This window comes from Neobacillus sp. OS1-32, assembly GCF_030915425.1.
Lineage (GTDB): Bacteria > Bacillota > Bacilli > Bacillales > Cytobacillaceae > Neobacillus > Neobacillus paridis.
Genome location: NZ_CP133263.1, coordinates 1,530,601 through 1,551,270, shown reverse-complemented (window position 1 = coordinate 1,551,270; position 20,670 = coordinate 1,530,601). Strand labels below are relative to the sequence as shown.

At 39.5% G+C, this 20,670-nt stretch carries 19 protein-coding genes; 17 read left to right on the top strand and 2 right to left on the bottom strand.

All coding sequences use genetic code 11. The annotated features are described in order from the left end of the window. The first annotated feature begins 14 nt into the window (after positions 1–14). The 12 genes from RCG24_RS07880 (at position 15) to RCG24_RS07825 (ending at position 12,218) form a co-directional block, all read left to right on the top strand. Positions 15–1,445, top strand: coding sequence for an APC family permease (locus tag RCG24_RS07880; protein ID WP_308078826.1), 1,431 nt, complete (start codon positions 15–17; stop codon positions 1,443–1,445). 99 nt (positions 1,446–1,544) lie between these two features. Continuing rightward, entirely contained in the window at positions 1,545–2,969 is a 1,425-nt protein-coding gene (locus RCG24_RS07875; RefSeq protein ID WP_308078825.1) for a class-III pyridoxal-phosphate-dependent aminotransferase, read from the top strand. A 102-nt stretch (positions 2,970–3,071) separates the two neighbouring features. Next, entirely contained in the window at positions 3,072–3,923 is an 852-nt protein-coding gene (locus tag RCG24_RS07870) for a molybdenum cofactor biosynthesis F family protein (protein WP_308078824.1), read from the top strand. Positions 3,924–3,952: 29 nt separating this feature from the next. After that, positions 3,953–4,717, top strand: coding sequence for an SDR family NAD(P)-dependent oxidoreductase (locus RCG24_RS07865; protein WP_308078823.1), 765 nt, complete (start codon positions 3,953–3,955; stop codon positions 4,715–4,717). 163 nt (positions 4,718–4,880) lie between these two features. Further along, positions 4,881–6,017, top strand: a complete 1,137-nt coding sequence (locus RCG24_RS07860) for a class II histone deacetylase (protein WP_308078822.1) — start codon at positions 4,881–4,883, stop codon at positions 6,015–6,017. A 7-nt stretch (positions 6,018–6,024) separates the two neighbouring features. Beyond that, complete coding sequence (locus RCG24_RS07855; protein ID WP_308078821.1) at positions 6,025–6,504, top strand: hypothetical protein; 480 nt, start codon at positions 6,025–6,027, stop codon at positions 6,502–6,504. A 169-nt stretch (positions 6,505–6,673) separates the two neighbouring features. Then, positions 6,674–7,357, top strand: a complete 684-nt coding sequence (locus tag RCG24_RS07850; RefSeq protein ID WP_308078820.1) for a GntR family transcriptional regulator — start codon at positions 6,674–6,676, stop codon at positions 7,355–7,357. A 122-nt stretch (positions 7,358–7,479) separates the two neighbouring features. Further along, positions 7,480–8,667 (top strand): ABC transporter substrate-binding protein, encoded by a 1,188-nt coding sequence (locus RCG24_RS07845; RefSeq protein WP_308078819.1) that lies wholly within the window; start codon positions 7,480–7,482, stop codon positions 8,665–8,667. Between the two features lie 75 nt (positions 8,668–8,742). Continuing rightward, complete coding sequence (locus RCG24_RS07840; RefSeq protein WP_308078818.1) at positions 8,743–9,624, top strand: branched-chain amino acid ABC transporter permease; 882 nt, start codon at positions 8,743–8,745, stop codon at positions 9,622–9,624. A 17-nt stretch (positions 9,625–9,641) separates the two neighbouring features. Beyond that, positions 9,642–10,700 carry a branched-chain amino acid ABC transporter permease gene (locus tag RCG24_RS07835; RefSeq protein WP_308078817.1) on the top strand — a complete coding sequence of 353 codons (1,059 nt, stop codon included), beginning with the start codon at positions 9,642–9,644 and terminating at the stop codon, positions 10,698–10,700. Continuing rightward, a complete protein-coding gene (locus tag RCG24_RS07830) occupies positions 10,697–11,485 on the top strand; it encodes an ABC transporter ATP-binding protein (RefSeq protein ID WP_308078816.1) in 789 nt (262 codons plus the stop codon). The genes RCG24_RS07835 and RCG24_RS07830 overlap by 4 nt, the downstream gene beginning before the upstream one ends. Next, positions 11,478–12,218 (top strand): ABC transporter ATP-binding protein, encoded by a 741-nt coding sequence (locus RCG24_RS07825; RefSeq protein ID WP_308078815.1) that lies wholly within the window; start codon positions 11,478–11,480, stop codon positions 12,216–12,218. Before RCG24_RS07830 ends, RCG24_RS07825 begins: the two co-directional genes overlap by 8 nt. 100 nt (positions 12,219–12,318) lie before the next feature. Here the strand turns inward: RCG24_RS07825 and RCG24_RS07820 are convergent, their stop codons facing one another. Next, positions 12,319–12,873 (bottom strand): GNAT family N-acetyltransferase, encoded by a 555-nt coding sequence (locus RCG24_RS07820; RefSeq protein ID WP_202653971.1) that lies wholly within the window; start codon positions 12,871–12,873, stop codon positions 12,319–12,321. Positions 12,874–13,084: 211 nt separating this feature from the next. Between RCG24_RS07820 and RCG24_RS07815 the strand changes: the two genes are divergently transcribed. Both RCG24_RS07815 and RCG24_RS07810 read left to right on the top strand, forming a co-directional pair. Beyond that, positions 13,085–13,552, top strand: a complete 468-nt coding sequence (locus RCG24_RS07815) for a flavin reductase family protein (protein WP_202653972.1) — start codon at positions 13,085–13,087, stop codon at positions 13,550–13,552. A 144-nt stretch (positions 13,553–13,696) separates the two neighbouring features. Beyond that, on the top strand, positions 13,697–14,494 hold the full coding sequence (locus tag RCG24_RS07810; protein WP_202653973.1) for an ABC transporter ATP-binding protein: 798 nt from the start codon (positions 13,697–13,699) through the stop codon (positions 14,492–14,494). Positions 14,495–14,512: 18 nt separating this feature from the next. Here RCG24_RS07810 and hpaB read toward each other — a convergent pair whose 3' ends face one another. Beyond that, positions 14,513–15,955, bottom strand: a complete 1,443-nt coding sequence (gene hpaB, locus RCG24_RS07805) for a 4-hydroxyphenylacetate 3-monooxygenase, oxygenase component (protein WP_202653974.1) — start codon at positions 15,953–15,955, stop codon at positions 14,513–14,515. Positions 15,956–16,389: 434 nt separating this feature from the next. Between hpaB and RCG24_RS07800 the strand changes: the two genes are divergently transcribed. Genes RCG24_RS07800 through RCG24_RS07790 form a run of 3 tightly spaced genes read left to right on the top strand, consistent with a single transcriptional unit; the run spans position 16,390 to position 20,564 of the window. Beyond that, positions 16,390–17,406 carry a glycosyltransferase family 2 protein gene (locus tag RCG24_RS07800; RefSeq protein ID WP_202653975.1) on the top strand — a complete coding sequence of 339 codons (1,017 nt, stop codon included), beginning with the start codon at positions 16,390–16,392 and terminating at the stop codon, positions 17,404–17,406. Positions 17,407–17,455: 49 nt separating this feature from the next. Then, a complete protein-coding gene (gene glf, locus RCG24_RS07795) occupies positions 17,456–18,568 on the top strand; it encodes a UDP-galactopyranose mutase (RefSeq protein WP_368857083.1) in 1,113 nt (370 codons plus the stop codon). Positions 18,569–18,623: 55 nt separating this feature from the next. Then, positions 18,624–20,564: an IS1182 family transposase gene (locus RCG24_RS07790; protein ID WP_308078814.1), complete on the top strand. Its 1,941-nt coding sequence runs from the start codon at positions 18,624–18,626 to the stop codon at positions 20,562–20,564. Positions 20,565–20,670: the final 106 nt, after the last annotated feature.

Sequence of the window (20,670 nt, the reverse complement as noted above, 5' to 3'; positions counted from 1 at the left end):
GGAGGTCTTTATAAATGATGAATAATCAATTACGACGAACGGTAGGTTTATGGCCAACTGTTGCAACTGCTGTTGGGATCGTGGTAGCCTCTTCGGCAATGGTATCACTCGGTCAAGGATTCGGAATAGCTGGTGGTGCATTCATCATTCCAATGGCAATTGCAATGATTTTAAATTTATTTGTTGCTTTCTCGTTTGCAGAGCTATCATCCATGATTCCACGTGCCGGCGGGATTAACGATTATACCCTTCCTACCATGGGCCCATTCATTGGTATGGTGTCGGTATTAAGCGGATATGTGTTGGTTAATATGTTTGCTGGAAGTGCAGAAGCCCATATTGCCGGTACAGTTCTACATGACATCTTTTTCCCTTCTGTGTCCTCGACATTAATTTCCACCATTTTTTTAATTATCATCTGTCTAATTAATTTACGTGGTATTGAGCTTTTTAGTTGGTCACAAATGATTTTAACGGGTGGGATGATTTTTTCCATAATTGTTATTGGAATTATTGGTTTAACAGGTACCGGAAGTGGGGAATCTTTGAAAACATCACTTGAATTCAACTCGATGGGATGGGGGGTTGTTGGTTTATCAGCATTGGCATTTTGGCTTTTTGTCGGAATAGAGTTTGTTTGTCCGATGGCTGAAGAAATTAAAAAACCCAAGATTTATATTCCTTTAGCGATGATTTTAGGTTTATTAATCATATTAGTAACCGATTGGATCTTTGGAAGTGCTGCAATACAATATGTTTCCCTTGATATTTTGGCGGAGTCCGGATCACCGCATGTTGAGGCAGGTACTGCTATTTTAGGTAAGACGGGTCAAATTTGGATTGGGATTGTTACTTTTCTAGCTACCGCCAGTACAATCAATACTTTGATTTGTTCCATTCCACGAATGCTTTATTCTATGGCTAAAAGGGATCAAATGCCACGAATATTTGGAAAGTTAAATAAGTGGGGCTCACCTTGGGTGGCAATTATTTTTATGTCAAGTCTTTTCCTTGTTTTCTTGATTGGAATATCAGGCTCTGCATCGATTACAACTTTTATTTTAGCCGGAGCTTTTTGTTGGATGATTACCTACATCATTGCCCATCTAAATGTCATTATCATGCGCTTTAAATATCCTAAGGTGAAAAGGGCTTTTAAAACGCCACTTGGTATCAGCTTGCCGATTATTGGAATCATTGGGATCGTTTATATGATGATAAATATATATCCGGATCCGGTTGTGAAAGGTCAAATATTTAAGTATGCAATCGTGTTCCTTTTAATTACGATCGTCTACTCTGCATTGTGGGTAAAGTTATCAATGAAAAAGAGATTGTTTGAAACTACACCGATAGAAAAAGTTTTAGAAGGGCTTCCTGACTCTTCAGAGGAATTTGTCAAGGCATCTAATAAGTCGAACAGCGAGATATCTGAATATTACTAGTAGACCGATTTTTACAATAAGTGTTTTCCTGCCTTTGCTAAGATTGTTTTATAGAAGGGGTGTAATAGTCTTTTGGATAAAATTAGAGGAGGGACTAAGATGACAGAAATTAATTGGAAACAGGTGGAAGAGTGGGATAAAAAATATATATTACGAACGTTTTCCACGCAAGAAGAGTATCAACCGATCCCAATTGAGTCTACGGATGGAGATTATCTGATTATGCCGGATGGCACTAGATTGTTAGACTGTTTTAATCAGCTTTATTGTGTAAATGCCGGTCAAAAGAACGAAAAGATTAATAATGCAATAAAAGAAGCGCTTGATCGCTATGGCTTCCTGCAAGATGCCTATACAACGGATTATAAGGCAAGAGCAGCAAAATTGATTATTGAGGACGTCCTTGGTAATGAAAGCTGGCCAGGGAAGGTGCGGTTTGTATCAACAGGAAGTGAAGCGGTAGAAACGGCTCTGATGATCGCCAAATTATATAAAAGTAGACCGCTAGTGGTAACTAGAGAATATGCCTACCATGGCTGGACAAAGGGATCCTCTATCGTAACAAGATTAAAGGGAAGCAAGAGCGGTGTAACAGAATCCGTTCCAAGTACTCGTCCGCAACATGTACCTGGCAATGATAGCGGAGTGGTTGCTGTAGCTCCGTCACCAAACTGTATGCGTTGTTCACTTGGCCATAAATATGGATCCTGCCATGACGAAAATGGAGAGTTGGCCTGTGTAAAATACACAAGGAGAATGATTGAAAACCAAGGGCCGGAACAAGTTGCAGCGGTCATTACCGAAGTAACTCAAGGAGCAGGTTCCGTGCATCCGCCGGAAGAGTATATTCCACAAATCCGTCAAATGACAAAGGATCTTGATGTATTATGGATTGCTGATGAGGTATTAACAGGATTTGGCCGAACTGGTGAATGGTTTGCTTACCAACATTATGGGGTTGAACCTGATATTGTCGCAATGGCTAAGGGGATTTCAAGCTCTGCCATCCCTGCAGGCGCCGTGGTTGTCAATAAAGAAATTGCTGAGTTTATGGATCAATATCGCTGGGAGACAGTTTCCACCTATTCCGGCCACCCTATTGCAATGGCCGCAGTCTGTGCGAATTTAGATTATATTCTTGAGGGAAATTTAGTAGAAAAAGCAAAACAAGTTGGGGATTATTTCGAACAAAAGTTATTAGGCTTAAAGGAAAAGCATTGTTGTATTGGCAAAGTGGCCGGATATGGGGTTCTATGGCTTGTAGAGCTTGTAAAAGATGATAAAATGACTCCTTTTGTGGAGATTGATCGGAACTTCACTCATGAAGCAGACCCGACCACCTTCCCTTCCAATATTGTTAGGGCTAAGGCGATTGAAAAAGGGGTTCTGATTGGCGGCGTGATGCCGAATACCTTAAGAATCGGGACTTCATTAAACGTAACGAAGGAAGATATTGATAAGGCGGTTGATGCCTTGGATTATGCATTGACGTATTTGGAGAGTCACCTATTACAAACAAGTTGATCGTTTTATTTGAAAGTCTATAAACTGAATTTGTGTGGAGCTGTTAGGGAACAGCTCCTACATTCTGTAAAAATGGTATTTTTAGAAAGGAAGTGTCAGCAGATGAATATTGGCAGCAATAATCAGGAGTTTATTAGTGTAGGAGAATTATCGGTTGGATTTAGCGAAAATATGATGCAGCCGACAAGCGATTTGATTGGCGAACAATTCTGTTTTTATTATGAAAACGGCAGCAAAGCGGAAATTTCTTTTGTTGATATAGAAACGCTCAAATGGACGAAAAAAGAAAATGGCAAACACGAAAAAATGATTTGCAGTTATACAGCCGTTAAGCCAAGGGAAAATATTTATTTTATTAATTTCATTGTTTCCTTTGGAGATAGCAAATCTTTATCGATCATTCTTGAAACCAAACAACAAATCGCCACGATCATTACCGGTGTTTTGCCTGCCACGGAAGAATTATTGATTCCGATGTTGAAACGGGCTGAACAAGCACTGCCGTTAACAGCAGTAAAAACTTATTTCGAACATGTATCCGTTGATGCCCCGTTTACAGATAACACAACAAAACATCCAAAAACGAAGGACCTTGTCGGAAAAAGAGTGCAGTTCGTCTATAGCTCCAAGGATATGTATGAACATATTTACTTAAATGAACATAGCTATAGCTGGCATTGTATTGCCGGTAATGAAAAAGGATTATGTGATACAGACCGTTGTTATTATTATCAGATTGCTGAAAATCTTTATTTATTCGTGTGGAATGAAAAAGTCATTCCAACCGTGGGAATTGTACTGGAGGATTTTGATGTTATGCGGTCGTACGGAAAAATTTATGGCTATGAAGATTACTCCGTCGGACGAGTGATCAACTTCCCTGTTGGCTCTTATGCAACAATATTGAATAAAACAGAGTATAGCGACATGAAAGACCTAGTGGCTAATAAATAGCTGTTAGATAGAGGAAGGAGGGTGCGCACATGTTTTCGCTAAAAGATAAGGTGTGTGTGATCACCGGTGCTTCCCGGGGAGTCGGGCTGGCAACGACGAAAAGATTTGCCGCTGCTGGGGCCAAGGTGGTTATGGCGAGCAGAAGCAGCCAAACTGAACAGCTTGCAAAAGAGCTGGGCTGTATTTTTATAAAAACAGATGTCAGTATCGAAGAAGAAGTGGCCCAATTAATGAAAACGACGGCAGAAATGTATGGAAGAATTGATGTATTAGTCAATAATGCGGCGATCATTATTCCGGAGAACGACATCATTCACACCGATAGTGCCGCGGCCAAAGAAATTTTTGATGTGAATTATTTTGGCTATTTATACGGGATCAAACATGCGGTTCCGTATATGCCGGATGAGGCATCGATTATCAATGTGTCTTCCAATGCCGGTGTACAAACTTTTCCTGGATATGGACCCTATAATTCTTCAAAAGCAGCGATTAATGGGCTGACAAAGACCGCAGCTCTTGAGTTGGCAGACAGAAAAATACGAGTAAACGCTATATGTCCTGCCAGCATTGATACCCCGATGTTATACCAAGAAGGCTGTGAAAATGAATTAGCCATGGGTCAATATTGCTGGCCGCTTGGGCGTTTTTGTACAGCTGAAGAATGTGCCGCCTTAATCCATTTTCTTGCTGCAGATGATTGCAAATATATCACGGGTGAAGATATTCAAATCGATGGCGGATATACGGCAGGGATTGGCAGAAGAGGAATGTTGAAATGGATTGAGAGTTAAGAAACTTAGAATAGGAATACAGGCCTTTGTAAAGGGAATTAAATTATTAAGAAATTTCGCAGTCATTCCGTTTTTTCCAATATGGCTGAAGGTAGATTTTTTATAATGATAGTATTCTACTATTTTTTTAGGAAGCAGTATAAATAGAAGGAGGAAGAGAAACATGAGTGATAAGACAGGATTTATTTACGATGAAAGTTATTTTTGGCATGATACGGGAAATGGCGCCTTATGTCTTAGACCGGGGGGATGGATCCAAGCCGATACGCATAGCGAAAATCCCGAAACAAAAAGACGTGCAAAAAATCTATTGGAGCGCAGCGGTTTCATTAAGGAACTGGAGGTTATTGCTCCAAGGGCCGCCACGAGAGAGGAAGTTGAACTAAATCATGTCCCTTCATATATTGATAAGGTGAAAGAATTAAGCGATGCTAACGGCGGAGATGCTGGTGAAATTGCGATCGTGGGTGTCGGATCCTATGAAATTGCCCTTCTATCAGCTGGTGGTGCTTTAACCGGTGTCGATGCAGTAATGTCTGGAGAAGTGCAAAATGTATACGCTTTAACGAGACCGCCAGGACATCATGCCGAACCAGAATATGGACGGGGCTTCTGCATCTTCAATAATGTAGCCATTGCCGCCCGCTATGCCCGCGAAAAATACGGGTTAAAACGAATTATGATTTTGGATTGGGATGTCCACCATGGGAATGGCACTGAAACGGCATTTTATCATGATCCTGAGGTATTATTCATTTCCCTGCATCAGGAATTTAATTTCCCGCCTGACAGGGGCTTTGTAGAGCATATCGGGGAAGATGCCGGAAAAGGGTATAATGTTAATATTCCTTTGCCAGCAGGTACAGGAAATGCGGGCTATTTATATGCGTTGGAAAAAATAGTTGGCCCAATCGCTGACCAATTTAAACCAGAATTAATCATTGTCTCTGCTGGTCAGGATCCAAGCCCATTTGACCCGCTTGCGCAAATGATGGTAACTGCAGAAGGATTCGGCAAAATGGCTGAGGCAGTCAAAGAAATCGCCGAGCGCCATTGTGATGGACGTTTGGTTGTTTGCCATGAAGGCGGTTACAGTACAGCCTATGTGCCATTTTGTACCCTTAGAGTCATTGAGGCACTGAAAGGGGCAAAAAGCAAAGTGGAAGAAGATCCATATGAGTTAGTCATAAAAGGCTTGCCTTCAGATGTTTTAGCTGCACATCAAAAAGAAGCGGTTGAAAAAGTTCTCAAGGCACAATCGGAATTCTGGAAGTTTAACGATCAAGCAGTGGAGGTTTGATTGTAAAATGACTGCTACTAAAGGAAAGTATGGTAAATATATTATTAGCGAGCCAAAGGTTGAGAATGTAGCCTATCATCCAATGAACAATGTAAAGGGTGTAACGTTCCCGGATGAGATATATCTTGATGGAACCATCCTTGAGGGAAGTCCTGTCGTAGTGGATATTGGCTGGAGATTCAGCGTTCCAGATCCGGATCCAGTTGAGTGGGAGCATACACATGATTTTGATGAGGTCCTCTGTTTTATTGGTTCAGATCCGGAAAATCCCCATGACCTGGGGGCAGAAATAGAATTTCATATTGGCGGGGAAGCCCATACATTCAGTAAAAACACGACGATTTTTGTGCCAAAAGGAACGCCGCACTGTCCGTTTTATCATAAACGTGTCGATAGACCCTTTCTGTTAGTTGTTTTTGCCATGAATCCCAAATACCCCTCTGCTGAAGAAGATAAGAAGAAGAACCCGGAAAAATATACGAATTAAGTAAATAAAGGTAGTTAAGTACAATTAGGTACTTAGCTGCCTTTTCAATTTGTTTAGCTTAAGATTATTCCTAAAAGCCCCACCTATATACTATTACCAAAATTAAAAAATGATATAAGAATTAAAAAAATTTCTTGAAATCATATATGATTTAGTATATGATTTGGATATGAGACAGAATAATCAAAACCAATCGATTAGTAAAACTCAATACGCTTACGAATATCTTCGAACTCAGATTTTAGATGGATACTATGGACCAGGACAGCGAATTATTATTGATCAAGTCGCTAAAGAACTGGTGGCAAGCACCATTCCCGTTCGTGAGGCCATTCGCCAGCTGGAGGTAGACGGTTTAATTCAATACAAACCGTATAGCGGTGCGATTGTCAGCGTCATCAATGAGATCGAGTATATTGAAACCTTGTCCGTCGTTGCGGTATTGGATGGTTATGCGACAGCTCTAAGTTCTCAAAATATTAAAGAATCACATATTGAGAAACTTAAAGAGTTGAACAAGCAAATGGAAGATGCACTGCATCAGTTTGAATTTGAACAATTCGGGGTATTAAACCGCCAATTTCACGCCACCATTTATCAAGAGTGCGGGAATTCTTTCCTGCAAGAAGAAATTCGCCAGGCACAGTTGCGGCTGGACCGTGTCCGCCGCTCCATTTTTACATTTGTGCCGCAAAGAGCCCGTCAATCCATTGAGGAGCATGCGAAAATCATTCGTTTAATTGAGAGAAAAGCTCCTAAAGCCGAGATTGAAGAAGTAGTCCGCCAGCATAGATTCAATACCATCACTGCTTTCAAAAATAGAATGATCTCGGGTCAAAATAAAAATGATTAAAAAAACAAAAGGAAGGAGTTATTTTTTTTAGAATAATAATTCGGAATATAAATTATATTCAAAAAAGTGGCATTAACTTTCTTAAAATGCAAAAATTTTTTAGAATTAAAGGGGTGGTTTTTATGAAAAGAAGATGGATTATTACGGTATCGTTTCTAATAAGTATTTTAATGTTGAGTGCATGTAATTCTAGCAAAGAAACCTCTTCAAATGGAAAGAAATCAGATATAGTTAAAATTGCGGGAATCTTTTCTTCATCAGGCGGTGCTGCACCTTTAGGAGAACCGGAACTGGAGACATTAAAAATGTTGGTTAACAATCAAAATAAAGAAGGCGGAATTGATGGCAAGAAGATTGAATTGATCACTTATGATGATAAGTCGGATCAAAATGAAGCCGTATTAGCGATGAAGAAAGCGGTTACACGGGATAAGGTAAGCGCTGTAATTGGTGGTACAATCAGCGGTAATGCGCTGGCGATGCTCCCACTGGCTGAACAAAATAAAGTACCATTCTTTGCTGTAGCTTCAAGCTATCAAATTTACCAAAAGGATGATGGCTCATCACGCGAATGGATATATAAGGTAGCACCGGATGATCGACATGCCGTTGAAAAACTTCTACAATACTTAAAATCTAAAGGTATAAAAAAGGTTGCTTGGTTAAATGTTGCCAATTCATTTGGAACAGGCGCGCATACTGAGTTTAAAAAAATGGCTCCTGATTATGGGGTAGAACCAGTTATTGAAGATGAATTTGAAGTGACTGTTAAGGATGCCAAACCGATGCTGACCCGTGTCAAAAAAGCAAATCCGGAAGCAATTATTGTATGGGGAACAGTTCAGGAGTCATCAGTAGTCATTAAAAACATTCATGAATTAGGCATTGAATTACCGATTTTAGGAAGTCATGCAATTGGTTCCGAACAATTGATAGCTTTAGCGGGCGATGTTGCCAATGATGTAGTTTTTCCCGGAGGAAAATTGCTTGTTGCAGATCAATTAAAAGATTCGGACCCACAGAAAGAACTCCTTTTAAAATATATAAAGATGTATGAAGAAAAATATAATAAAGGCGTAAGTTTATATGGGGCACATGTTTGGGATAGCTTTTATATGCTTGTAAAAGCAGTTGAAGCGAAAGGTGCCGACCCTAAGGTAATCAGGGATTATGTTGAAAATGATTTGGGAGAGTACGTTGGACTCTATGGTATCTTTAACATCAATAAAAAAAATCATAATGGATTAACAGCTGACACTAGCCTTGTGATGATTAGAATTAAAGAAGGTAAATGGGCTTTCGAGGAGTAATGGTTAGAACAAATTTATAAAGAAAAGGCGATTGATGACAAAATTCACCTAAAATTAAGAAAATGGAGGGATACTATGGAGATTTCCAGCCAGATCATTCAGCTACTGTTTTCTGGATTAACCATCGGATCCATTTATGCTTTGATCGCTATTGGCTTTGTCATTATATACAATGTAACGGGTGTGTTGAATTTAGCCCAAGGTGAATTTGCCATGTTCGGTGCGTTAATCAGTATATCTTTTGTTAAAATGGGGTTGCCTCTTTGGGCAGCCATTATCTTAAGTATCACGATTGTTATCGTTATTGGTGCTTTATTTGAAAGGACCGCTATTTATCCGGCCCGCAATTCATCGGTGCCAACGCTAATTATCATTACTATTGGTGCATCAATAGCATTTAAGGGAATAGCTATCTTAATTTGGGGAACTCAGCCACAAAGCTTGCCTCCATTTACCGATAATACCCCGATAAAGTTTTTAAATGCTGTCTTGCTGCCGCAAAATATTTGGGCAATAGGGTTATCGATAATCAGTTTGGTTATGATGTTTGTTTTATTCAATAAAACCTTTCTAGGGAAAGCCTTGACTGCGTGTGTAGTAAACCAGTTTGCCGCAAGATTAATGGGGATCAAGCCGGAGAAAATGTCCCTCCTCGCTATTTCAACAAGTGCAGGGCTTGGTGCTCTTGCTGGAATCGTGATGGCTCCCATTTCTGGTGCTACATACGATATGGGGATGATGATTGGTTTAAAAGCTTTCGTTGCGGCAGTTGTAGGCAGTCTGACAAATGTTCCGGCCGCAATTTTGGGTGCCTTCCTCATTGGTATTTTAGAAGCGTTTGCCGAAGGGTTGTGGTCTTCAGGATTGAAGGATGTTGTCAGCTTCTCTTTACTATTAATTATTTTATTTCTTAAGCCAGAAGGTTTATTCTCAAAAGCTTCAGGAAAACGTGTTTAGGGGAGGAAGAAAGGATTATGGATAAAAAAGATCTCAAACAGATTTATAACAGCAGTCCAATTGGTCTTCTCATTCTCCTCGTTATCGTTGGAATCATGCCTTTTGTTGTCAACTCAAACTATATTTTTGCAGTATTTATCATGATTGGTATTTATGCAATTGTTTGTAATGGATTGACCATGCTTATTGGATATGCCGGGCAAATTTCCTTGGGCCATGCCGCATTTTATGGAATCGGGGCCTACTCCTCGGCAATTGTGTCTGCAACCTATGGTCTTTCTCCGTGGCTTGGTATCTTGGTGGGAATGATTATTGCAGCTATTGTAGCATTAGTAGTTGGGATCCCAACCTTTAAATTAAAAGGACATTATTTAGCTTTGGCTACATTAGGTTTTGGTATTATTGTTTTTACTTTGTTCAAGGAGTTTCGAGATTTAACAGGCGGGTCGAACGGATTTTTTGGGATTCCATCCATAAGTTTTTTCGGATTTGAATTCAATAGTGATGCCCGATATTTTTATTTAGTATGGTTATTCGTCATCCTTGGGATTATTTTTTCTCGGAATATAATTAATTCCAGAATTGGCCGTGCTTTAAGATCGATTGAAGGAAGCGAAATTGCTTCCGATGCTGTCGGGGTAAATATTATGAGCTATAAGCTTCAAGTGTTTGTATTAAGTGCCATGTCTTCATCTTTAGCTGGTTCCCTTTTAGCTCATTACGTCTCCTTTATTAATCCTGATTTATTTGGGGTTATGACCTCTATTTATTTCTTAATTATGGTGATTATTGGAGGCTCCCAAAATATCTGGGGCTCTATTATTGGGGCTTGTACTTATGTGCTTCTTGGTGAAACACTTAAACAATATATTCCAATTTTGCTTCCAAGTACTGGTGGGGAATTTGAAATTGTCTTCTTCGGTGTGTTATTAGTAGTGACTTTGATTTATATGCCTCACGGATTAGCTCCACAATTAGAAAGGCTATTTTCCAAGTTTAATAGGAAAAAAGCAGGCAAGCAACCTTCTTTACAAGTTAGGAAGAAACAGATTGCCTCGGGCGGTGAGAACCAATGATCAGAGAAAAGGTCATTTTAAGGGTTGAAAATTTAACTAAACAATTCGGCGGAGTTATTGCTGTTGACAATGTTTCGTTCGAAGTGAAAGAAGGGGAGATTTTAGCGATTATTGGCCCCAATGGTGCAGGAAAAACAACGTTATTTAATATGATTACAGGTGTACTGCCTCCGTCAAGCGGTGAAGTCCTTTTTGAAAATAAAAAATTAACTGGTAAAAAACCATACCAGATTGCCAATACCGGAATAACCCGAACGTTTCAGAATTTGGAAGTATTTAGTAACATGACTGTTATTGAAAATGTCATGACGGGTGCCCATATAAGGATGAAAACCAATTTATTAACTGCTGGTTTGCGACTGCACACGGCTCATAAAGAGGAAATGAAGATCGTGAATATAGCGATGGAATGCTTGGATAGAGTCGGAATAGGACACTTGGCGAACGAATTGTCTGTTACATTGCCGTACGGGAATCAAAGACTATTGGAAATAGCCAGAGCAGCCGCTTCAAATCCAAAATTAATTTTACTGGATGAACCGATGGCAGGGTTAAATCCAGAGGAGTCTTGGAAACTGGTAGATGTTATTTTAAAAATGCGTGAAGCTGGGATGACCTTTATCTTTGTCGAACATGATATGGAAACAGTTATGGCGATTTCCGACAGAATTGTAGTGGTTGATAATGGCGTCAAGATTGGTGAAGGAACTCCGGATGAAATCTATCAAAATCCAAAGGTAATAGCTGCTTACTTAGGTGATGAGGAGGAGGGAGTATATGCTTAAGATTGAAAATCTTCACACTTATCATGGCTTTCTCCATGTTCTACAGGGAATTGATTTTGAATTAAATGAAGGGGAATTGTTGGCAATTGTAGGCTCCAATGGGGCTGGAAAAAGTACTCTGCTTGGTACACTAGCTGGTATTTATCCACCTAAAGAAGGCTCTATCACATATAAAAACGAGGATATTACAAAATATGGCGTTCAAAAAGTGGTTTCAAAGGGAATTTGTTTAGTACCGGAGCGCCGGCAAATCTTTTCGTCATTATCGGTTAAAGACAATCTGTTATTGGGTTCCTATCACCGCTATAAGAAGGATAAAAAAAAGATTCATAAGGAATATAAAGAAATTGTAGACATGTTCCCACGGTTAAAGCAAATGTTAGACCGCCCTGGCGGTTTATTATCTGGTGGGGAACAGCAAATGTTGGCAATCGGAAGAGGACTGATGGCAAAGCCAAAAGTATTGATGCTCGATGAACCTTCATTAGGGCTTGCTCCATTAATTGTTAAAGATATTATGAACATATTAAAAACACTGACAAAGGAAATGGGCACAACGATTATTCTTGTCGAGCAAAATGTAAAAGCAGCCTTAAAAGTAGCCGACCGGGGCTGTGTGTTATCTCATGGGAAAATAGCCATTTCTGGGACTTCAAAGGAGCTATTAAATAATCCCCAGGTGCAAGAGGCCTATTTTGGCCAGACAAATAATTCGATACCTGTTGAAAAGTAATAGATAGAAAAAATGTAACTGAACATAATCCTTATTGTCAAGGCAAGGCAGCAAAGAACCCCAAGGAATTTAAAAATTATTTTGAAGAATAAAAGCCAGGCTAGCCTTCCTGGCTATTTTCCCATTCATCCTTTAACAACGACAGGACGTAAGTATCATGAAATTGATTATTTTGATACATATAGCCGCGGAGCAAACCTTCATTGGTGAAGCCGAACTTCTGCAGGAGATTTAGAGAAATGATGTTATCTGGGTAAACAAATGCTCCAACCCGATGTAATCCCAGCTGCCGAAAACTAAAGGAAAGCACTTCTTTTAACGCTTCTGTCGTATATCCTTGCCGCCAATACGCCGGATGGAGTTCATACCCGACTTCAGCTCGTTTGTTTTTTAACTGAAGTCCATTTAAGCCAATCGTACCAATAATCTGTTGGTTTTCCTTTAATTTTATTCCCCAGCGGATTCCCCGTTTGTCGATAAAATTTTTATGATACATATCAATTAATTTTGTGGCCTCTGCCGGTAATGTCAACGGATCGGTTCCGTAGTATTTAGTCACTTCTTCCATTGATAAAATAGTGAATATGCTGTCCAAATGATAATGGGTAATTTCAATTAATTTTAATCTTTTAGTGTCTAAAATAGGGAACGTCACTTTGTCACCTCCAATTCAAGTCCTTCTTCTAGTGTATATTGGCAGGTCATAAAAATAAAGAGATTCCTTTATTTTAGTTAGTCTTGTTATTTTGAGAACGAAGAGTTTCTCATAACACCCATAAGAAAAATAAAAATTAATTGTTTATTCACGCCTTTCTGATAATATAGAAGTAAAACAATGAATTTGCCGCTAAGGAGGAGTATATAAATTGGATGATCGTCAATTTCGCAATGCAATGGGAAAATTCGCCACCGGAGTAACCGTGGTATTAACAGAGGTGGAGGGTCATGTTCATGGGATGACCGCGAATGCCTTTATGTCTGTATCATTACACCCAAAACTAGTAGTTATCTCGATTGACGAAAGAGCGCAAATGCTTGGTAAAATTACAGAAAGCAACAAGTTCTCGGTAAATATTCTAGCAGCTGATCAAAAAGAAATGTCGATGATATTTGCCGGACAAATGAAGCAGGAAGACAGGAATATTGTATTTAACCGCCTTGGTGATGCTCCTGTTTTACCAGGTGCCATTGCGCAAATAACCTGTGAAGTATCTGCTGCCCACAAAGAGGGAGATCACACGCTATTTATTGGGAAAGTGACAAACATTCATATGGAAGATTCAGAACCGCTTATTTATTTTAGTGGGAAATACAGACAATTAGCAAAAGAATAGTTCGCGTTTGAGAAATGCCAGCATAACCCTGAGTGTTTGCTGGTATTTCTTGTATATATGAAAAATCAAGATTCTTCATTTTTATTTTTTGAAAATTTTGATACCATATAGGATATAGTTCTATCAGTTGAGAGGAGAATGGCAATGGTTTTACAGCTAGAGGATGTTTCTTTAAAACGGGACGGGCAATGGATCTTAGAAAATATTAACTGGGAAATAAAGCAAGGAGAACATTGGGTGTTATTCGGCTTAAATGGTTCCGGGAAAACCGCCATTTTAAATTTACTAAATGCTTATCATTTTCCTACCAGAGGAAAGATCACCGTTCTTGGGATGGAATTTGGGAAAACTTACTTAGGCGAGAAGCTTCGCAAGCAAATTGGTTTTGTTTCCTCATCATTGCAGGATAAATTATATCCAAATGATAATGCCTTTGAAGTCACCTTAAGCGGGGCATTTGCCTCCATTGGTCTCTATGAAATACCTACTGATGAAATGAGACAAAAGGCAGGTGCATTGCTCGAGGAGTTGGGATGTAACGATTATGCCAACCGACGATATGAAACACTTTCACAGGGGGAAAAACAACGGGTGCAAATAGCCCGGGCCTTAATGGCAGATCCGTCTCTGCTCATTCTCGATGAACCGACAAACGGCTTGGACTTTATTGCCCGGGAACAATTGTTGGAATCTATCGAAAGAATTGCCGCCAAACCGAAGGCGCCGACGATCATTTATGTCACCCATCATGTCGAAGAAATATTGCCTGTTTTCAACAAAACCCTATTGTTAAAAAAAGGACAAGTATTCGCTGCCGGAAATACGAGAGAAATGCTGTCAAGCGAGCAGCTTTCCAGTTACTTCGATATTCCGGTAAATGTCATTTGGGAGAATAATAGACCCTTACTATCCAAAAAGCAGGTAGTTTCTGGCACCATGTGAATAGATCACATGGTGCTGTTAATCTGCAATTTTTAAAAAGTCGGTGACTTGCGTAATATGTTGCTCGATTGGGTAGGTTTTGTAAAGCAGACTGGAAAGCCGTATGGGGTCCCCAAAAAAATATCTTTCATATTGGGTTTGCCTGGTACCAAAGGAGCTCATCGTCAATTCCCAGGCAAGGCGGAAGATTTTTACCCGGTCCTCAGCAGATCGACAGGAACCTTGAAGATATTGGTCCAAATCTGTTCGAATCATTGATTTAAAATCTTCTTCTGTCGGCAAGGTCACCATTCCGCTTGCCCCGATTAATTGAATAATTTCACTAAAGCGCGGATAGATTCTTGGAAAAATATTGCTTGCAACTTGCAGTGCTGTCATACTGGGCCGCATATATCCCCATTGATCTATTTCTGCCTCTACTTCCGACTTGATTAATAGGGCCTTCATCGTTTCCAGGCCAATAATGATCTCAGACAGTTTCTCTTGTATATGTTGATAGCTGCTGACATTGATTGTCTCGACCAAAAGCCCGGCCAGCCCTAGGATAAATTCTGTTTTTACGATTTGCCTTGTCACGGCCTGGTGGGTGGCAAAATGATGGAAAGAGCTTTGCTGGATGAAATCATTGGCCGCATCGATATTATCGTAAAAAAAGACCCGGTCCCATGGAACCAAGACGTTGTCGAAAACGAGAATGGTGTCCATTTCTTCATAACGCGAGCTGAGCGGATAATTGTAGGAAGAATCTCCACCCACAAACGATTCCCGGCAAATAAACTTTAACCCATTTGTATTTGTAGGGATAGAGAAAGCAAAGGCCTCCGCTTCATTAAAAAATCCCCCGGCAGCATAAACCAGCACTTCATCGGTCAAACCGCCCTGTGTCGCCAACAGGCGGGCTCCTTTTACAATAATCCCTTGATTATTTTTATCTATTACACGTGCCGAAATCGGCTCTGTTGAAAAATCTAGATTAATCTGAGAGCGGTTCACCTGAGGAGTTATAAAGGTGTGGGTAAATGATAAGTCGTTTTCTCTAGCCCGTTTATACAGGGAGCGAATATTATCGGGAAAACAGTTTTCCTTGCCTTCCAAAGCGCCTGCAGAAGAGGCAAAAGCCATCACAACTGAATTCATATAATCCGGGCTTCTTCCCATCAACCCATGGGTATGTCTCGCCCAAATTTCCATCATCGTTCGTCTTTTCATTAAATCTTCACATGATTTTGGTTGTAAATAAGAGAGCCCAATCGTTTCGCCTGTTTCTGGGGAAATATAGGTTAATTTGCGTTTGAGGTGCGGTAAATGCTGTAGGTCGTAAAGGGATGCTTTACTTTGGAGAAGTCCCCTAAAGGCGGGATGCTCAGAAATTTTTCCGTCTATTTTTTTGCCGTCAAGCCAAATATTTGCATGAAGCCAGTCAATCCGCTCAATAAATTCCTTTCCGTTAATGGCTCCCATATAACCACTCCTTATCACTTCTGGTCATTTTATAATGATATAGCTAGTTTTATTTTATTGGATCACTTAGCGACTGGTGCCAACATAATAGCGGAGAGTGTCATAAAGGGCTGTGGGTACTTTTCATATCGGGTATACCGAGAAAAAGCAGCCAAGGCAAAGGTAAAATGTGACTAACAAAAAAACCAAATATCATAGTATAATATAAAAGGGTACAATAATATTATGGAACAAAATTAGTCCAAGTATTCCAAGATTATGCATTTCCTGTTATTCTATTGTATAAACGTGTTACTTTTTTGCAAACGGTGTATTATTATCCTATGGATTAATCGTATAGGACATAAATCATTTAAAATAAAATTTTCGATTTATATATTTGGAAACCTTCTTAAATGAAGGGATTTAATAGAAATAGTAAAGGTTGGGAAAATATGAAATTATTATCTGTAGTCATTCCTTGCTATAATTCACAAGAATATATGAGGTATTGTATAGAATCGCTTCTACCAGGTGGGGAAAACGTAGAGCTGTTGATTATAAATGATGGTTCCGTTGACCAAACAGCTGAAATTGCCAATGAATATGCAAAAAAATATCCCACGATTGTAAAGGCGGTTCACCAGGAAAACGGTGGACACGGTGAAGCCGTAAATGCCGGTATCCGTAATGCAACCGGACGCTATCTAAAGGTCGTCGATAGTGATGACTGGGTAGATACTAGAGCGTATCTTAAACTCTTGCAAAAAATTAGTGAATTTGTAACGGAACAAAAAATGGTTGATATGATCATCAGCAATTTTGTTTATGAAAAAGAAGGTACACATTATAAAAAAGTGATGAAATATGAAAATGTTCTTCCTGAAGGAAAGGTTTTTACCTGGAATGAGATTAGGAATTTTCGTAAAGGACAATATATTTTAATGCATTCTGTTATCTACCGAACTCAACTATTAAGAGATTGCGGGTTAGAACTGCCAAAACACACCTTCTATGTAGACAACTTGTTTGTTTATGTTCCGCTTCCGCATGTTAAGAGAATGTATTATCTCAATGTCGATTTTTATCGCTATTTTATCGGTAGGGAAGACCAATCGGTTCATGAAAGTGTCATGATCAAAAGAATCGATCAACAGATCAAAGTAAATAAGTTAATGATTGAGCAGGTACAAATTGAAAGTATTGAAAATCCAAAGCTTCGTCAGTATTTGCTCCACCATTTGGAAATTGTGACCGTCGTGTCTGCTATTTTGTTAATACGTTCAGGAACAAAAGAGAATCTGAAAAAGAAAAAAGAATTGTGGAACTATATTAAGGAAAAGGATTTACTGCTTTACCATAGTCTCAAATACGGTATTATGGGACAAATGATTAATTTACCCGGCCGGGTTGGTCGCAGCATCTCTGTCGGAGCATACAAAATATCACAAAAAATGGTGGGCTTTAATTAACAGTCAAAAATAAAAAATAGCTTAACTATTTGTTTGGAGAATGATCTTATTGAATAGTAAATATGATTTTTTAATTGTTGGTGCTGGTCTTTATGGTGCGGTGTTTGCCCATGAAGCGAAAAAAGCCGGAAAATCCTGCCTCATCATTGATAAACGCGGTCATATTGCAGGAAATATCTATACTGAAAAAATGGAAGGTATTCAGGTCCACAAATATGGAGCCCATATTTTTCATACGAATAATAAAGCAGTATGGGAATTTGTTAACCAATTTGCCGAATTTAACCGCTATACCAATAGCCCGGTGGCCAATTTCCATGGCGAAATATACAATTTGCCATTTAATATGAATACCTTTAACAAAATGTGGGGCGTAGTAACACCGGAAGAAGCTAAGCGGAAAATTGACGAGCAGCGCCGTGCCAATTATGTGGAGCAGCCACAAAATTTAGAGGAGCAGGCGATTAATCTTGTTGGACTTGATATTTATGAAAAATTAATTCGCGGCTACACCGAAAAGCAGTGGGGGCGCCCATGCCATGAACTTCCGGCCTTTATTATCCGCAGGCTGCCGGTTCGATTTACCTACGATAATAACTACTTTAACGCTCTATATCAGGGCATACCGATTGGCGGCTATACCGCGATGGTAGAGCGGATGATCGAAGGAATTGAAGTGGTACTCAATACAGACTATTTGGCCGCCAAAGATAAATGGGACAGCATTGCCGATAAGGTGGTTTACACGGGCCCGATTGATGCTTATTTTGACTATCAATTTGGAGTTTTGGAATACCGAAGTTTACAGTTTGAAACTGAGATTGTCGACATGTCCAACTTCCAGGGCAATGCGGTCGTCAATTATACTGATCGCGAGACCCCATATACCCGTATCATTGAGCATAAGCACTTTGAATTTGGCACACAGCCTAAAACCGTCATCAGTCGTGAGTATAGCGTTGAATGGAAGCGCGGCGATGAGCCTTACTATCCTGTCAATGATAAAAAAAACAGCGCCCTATATCAAGAATATAAGGCGCTGGCGAATGCCGAGAGCAACGTCATTTTTGGCGGTCGGTTAGCCGAATATAAATATTACGATATGGACAATGTTGTCGAGTTTGCTTTACAAAAAGCAAAGGAAGTATTGGGACGTGGCTAATGTCCAACGGCCATCCCACGTCAAATCATGGGGCTGTCCAAAAAGTCATTGAAAAATGACTTTTGAGGACAGTCCTCATTATTTTTTTTCTAAAAAATTGCACAAAAAAATCGTCATTTCTTGTAAAATTGTAAGTAACCAAACCAACAATTTAGAAAGGACGATTTTTATGAGCAATCAAATGATTACTATTGAAAATTATAACACCCAAATGACATTTCTTCCAGAGACAGAGGAAAAAAAGACTCCCAAAAGACAATTAGCCCCTACTTTCAAACCTTATGACAACCGTCAAATTCAAGTTATTTATGATATTGAAGCACTGATACCAGAAAATCATCCCGCACGTGTGGTGGATGAAATGGTCGAAGCTGTCCCAGATGAACAATTATTTTCTCATTATAAAGGTGGCGGAAGAAGCTCTTTTCATCCTAAAATGATGCTTAAAATTATTCTGTTTGCCTATTCACAAAAGACTTACTCCTGTCGGGGAATCGAAAAGCTAATAACCGAGAACATTCCCGCCATGTGGTTAGCGGCAATGCAAAAACCGGATTTCCGTACAATCAATGAATTCCGGGGCGAGCGGATGAAAGTCTTAATGGATGAGTTATTCGAAGCGATGATTTTAAAATTGATGGAAGAAAAATACATAACCATGGAAAACTACTTTTTGGATGGCACTAAGATGGAAGCAGATGCCAATAAGTATTCTTTCGTCTGGAAAAAATCAACTGCCAAATTTGAAGCCCAACTAAAAGAAAAAATCAAAGAAACCTTACAACACATACATGAATTAACACAAATAGAAGCTGGAATGGAAGAAAAGAAATCTGAACAAAATACAGAAATCAACGAACAGGACCTTGAGGCAGTCGCGAAAGAAATAGAAGAAAAAGTAGAAGCACTTACAGAAGAAATTGAAAAGGAAACAGATACAAAGATACGTAAGGAGAAGCGCCAAGAACGCAGTAAATGGAAGAAACCTCTCAAGCTGATTCGAGAAAACTTCTTACCTCGACTGGCTAAATACAAGGAACAGAACGAAATTTTTGGTGACCGTAACAGTTATTCCAAAACGGACAAAGATGCGACCTTTATGCGCATGAAGGAAGATCATATGAAAAACGGCCAGCTTAAACCGGGGTATAACGTGCAAGTGGCCACGGAAAACCAGTTTATCTTGTTTTATACCATTCATCAACGGCCTACAGACACGCGCTGTTTTATCCCACATTTGGAGAAACTGGCATCTACTTCTTTACCAATGCCCAAAACAGTCATAGCTGATGCAGGTTATGGAAGTGAGGAAAATTATGTCTATGCGATTGGAGACGAGAAAGAACCACGATTTGATTTTCTCATTCCTTATGGTTCCTATGTGCAAGAAAAGACGCGTAAATACAAAAATGACATCAAAAACGCGAAGAACTGGACTTATCTTGAGCAAGATGATTGCTTTATTTGCCCAAATGGAAGGAAAGTGACGTTTAAAAAATACCAAAACAAAAAGAATCAATCCGGTTATGAGCAAAGCTTCAAAATATACGAATGTGAAGACTGTACAGGTTGCCCGTTGAAAGCAAAATGCACAAAGGCAAAGGGAAATCGGCAGGTTCACTGGAATACCGTCTTCGAAGAAATGAAAGCGAAGGCAAAAACAGCCCTTGAATGTGAAGAAAAAGCCGCTATCTACGCTCGACGCAAAATCGAGGTAGAAAGTGTGTTCGGTCACATCAAGGGCAATCGGTCGTTCCGCAGATTTTCATTGCGGGGGCTCGACAAGGTGCATATCGAGTTTGGGATTGTGGCATTAGCCCACAATATACTGAAAGTAGCAGGCATCCGCCAGCTACTTTCAGATAAAAGTCGAAAAAATACAAAAGCAAGTGGAGAAAAACGTGTCGTTTTTCTCCACTTGCTTTATTTTAGGGACTTATCGGACAGCCCCATGAGCCATTTTTCAATTCTTCTTATAATAAATTTCTTTACGTAATTTTTCTCTCCTGTTTGTTGTTTGTATAAAATAAAAACACGCATCAACGCGTGCAAGTTACTTTCTACGGGCATGCCATAATATTTTCGAACGGTCCAATTCTTTT

What these genes read in the sequence shown, in the direction of transcription:
- RCG24_RS07825 (WP_308078815.1), top strand. Translation starts at nt 11,478, where the DNA reads ATGCTTAAGATTGAAAATCTTCACACTTATCATGGCTTTCTCCATGTT.
- hpaB (WP_202653974.1), bottom strand. Translation starts at nt 15,955, where the DNA reads ATGGGAGCCATTAACGGAAAGGAATTTATTGAGCGGATTGACTGGCTT.
- RCG24_RS07875 (WP_308078825.1), top strand. Translation starts at nt 1,545, where the DNA reads ATGACAGAAATTAATTGGAAACAGGTGGAAGAGTGGGATAAAAAATAT.
- RCG24_RS07850 (WP_308078820.1), top strand. Translation starts at nt 6,674, where the DNA reads ATGAGACAGAATAATCAAAACCAATCGATTAGTAAAACTCAATACGCT.
- RCG24_RS07865 (WP_308078823.1), top strand. Translation starts at nt 3,953, where the DNA reads ATGTTTTCGCTAAAAGATAAGGTGTGTGTGATCACCGGTGCTTCCCGG.
- RCG24_RS07835 (WP_308078817.1), top strand. Translation starts at nt 9,642, where the DNA reads ATGGATAAAAAAGATCTCAAACAGATTTATAACAGCAGTCCAATTGGT.
- RCG24_RS07840 (WP_308078818.1), top strand. Translation starts at nt 8,743, where the DNA reads ATGGAGATTTCCAGCCAGATCATTCAGCTACTGTTTTCTGGATTAACC.
- RCG24_RS07860 (WP_308078822.1), top strand. Translation starts at nt 4,881, where the DNA reads ATGAGTGATAAGACAGGATTTATTTACGATGAAAGTTATTTTTGGCAT.
- RCG24_RS07855 (WP_308078821.1), top strand. Translation starts at nt 6,025, where the DNA reads ATGACTGCTACTAAAGGAAAGTATGGTAAATATATTATTAGCGAGCCA.
- RCG24_RS07870 (WP_308078824.1), top strand. Translation starts at nt 3,072, where the DNA reads ATGAATATTGGCAGCAATAATCAGGAGTTTATTAGTGTAGGAGAATTA.
- RCG24_RS07790 (WP_308078814.1), top strand. Translation starts at nt 18,624, where the DNA reads ATGACTTTTGAGGACAGTCCTCATTATTTTTTTTCTAAAAAATTGCAC.
- RCG24_RS07800 (WP_202653975.1), top strand. Translation starts at nt 16,390, where the DNA reads ATGAAATTATTATCTGTAGTCATTCCTTGCTATAATTCACAAGAATAT.
- RCG24_RS07810 (WP_202653973.1), top strand. Translation starts at nt 13,697, where the DNA reads ATGGTTTTACAGCTAGAGGATGTTTCTTTAAAACGGGACGGGCAATGG.
- RCG24_RS07845 (WP_308078819.1), top strand. Translation starts at nt 7,480, where the DNA reads ATGAAAAGAAGATGGATTATTACGGTATCGTTTCTAATAAGTATTTTA.
- RCG24_RS07880 (WP_308078826.1), top strand. Translation starts at nt 15, where the DNA reads ATGATGAATAATCAATTACGACGAACGGTAGGTTTATGGCCAACTGTT.
- RCG24_RS07830 (WP_308078816.1), top strand. Translation starts at nt 10,697, where the DNA reads ATGATCAGAGAAAAGGTCATTTTAAGGGTTGAAAATTTAACTAAACAA.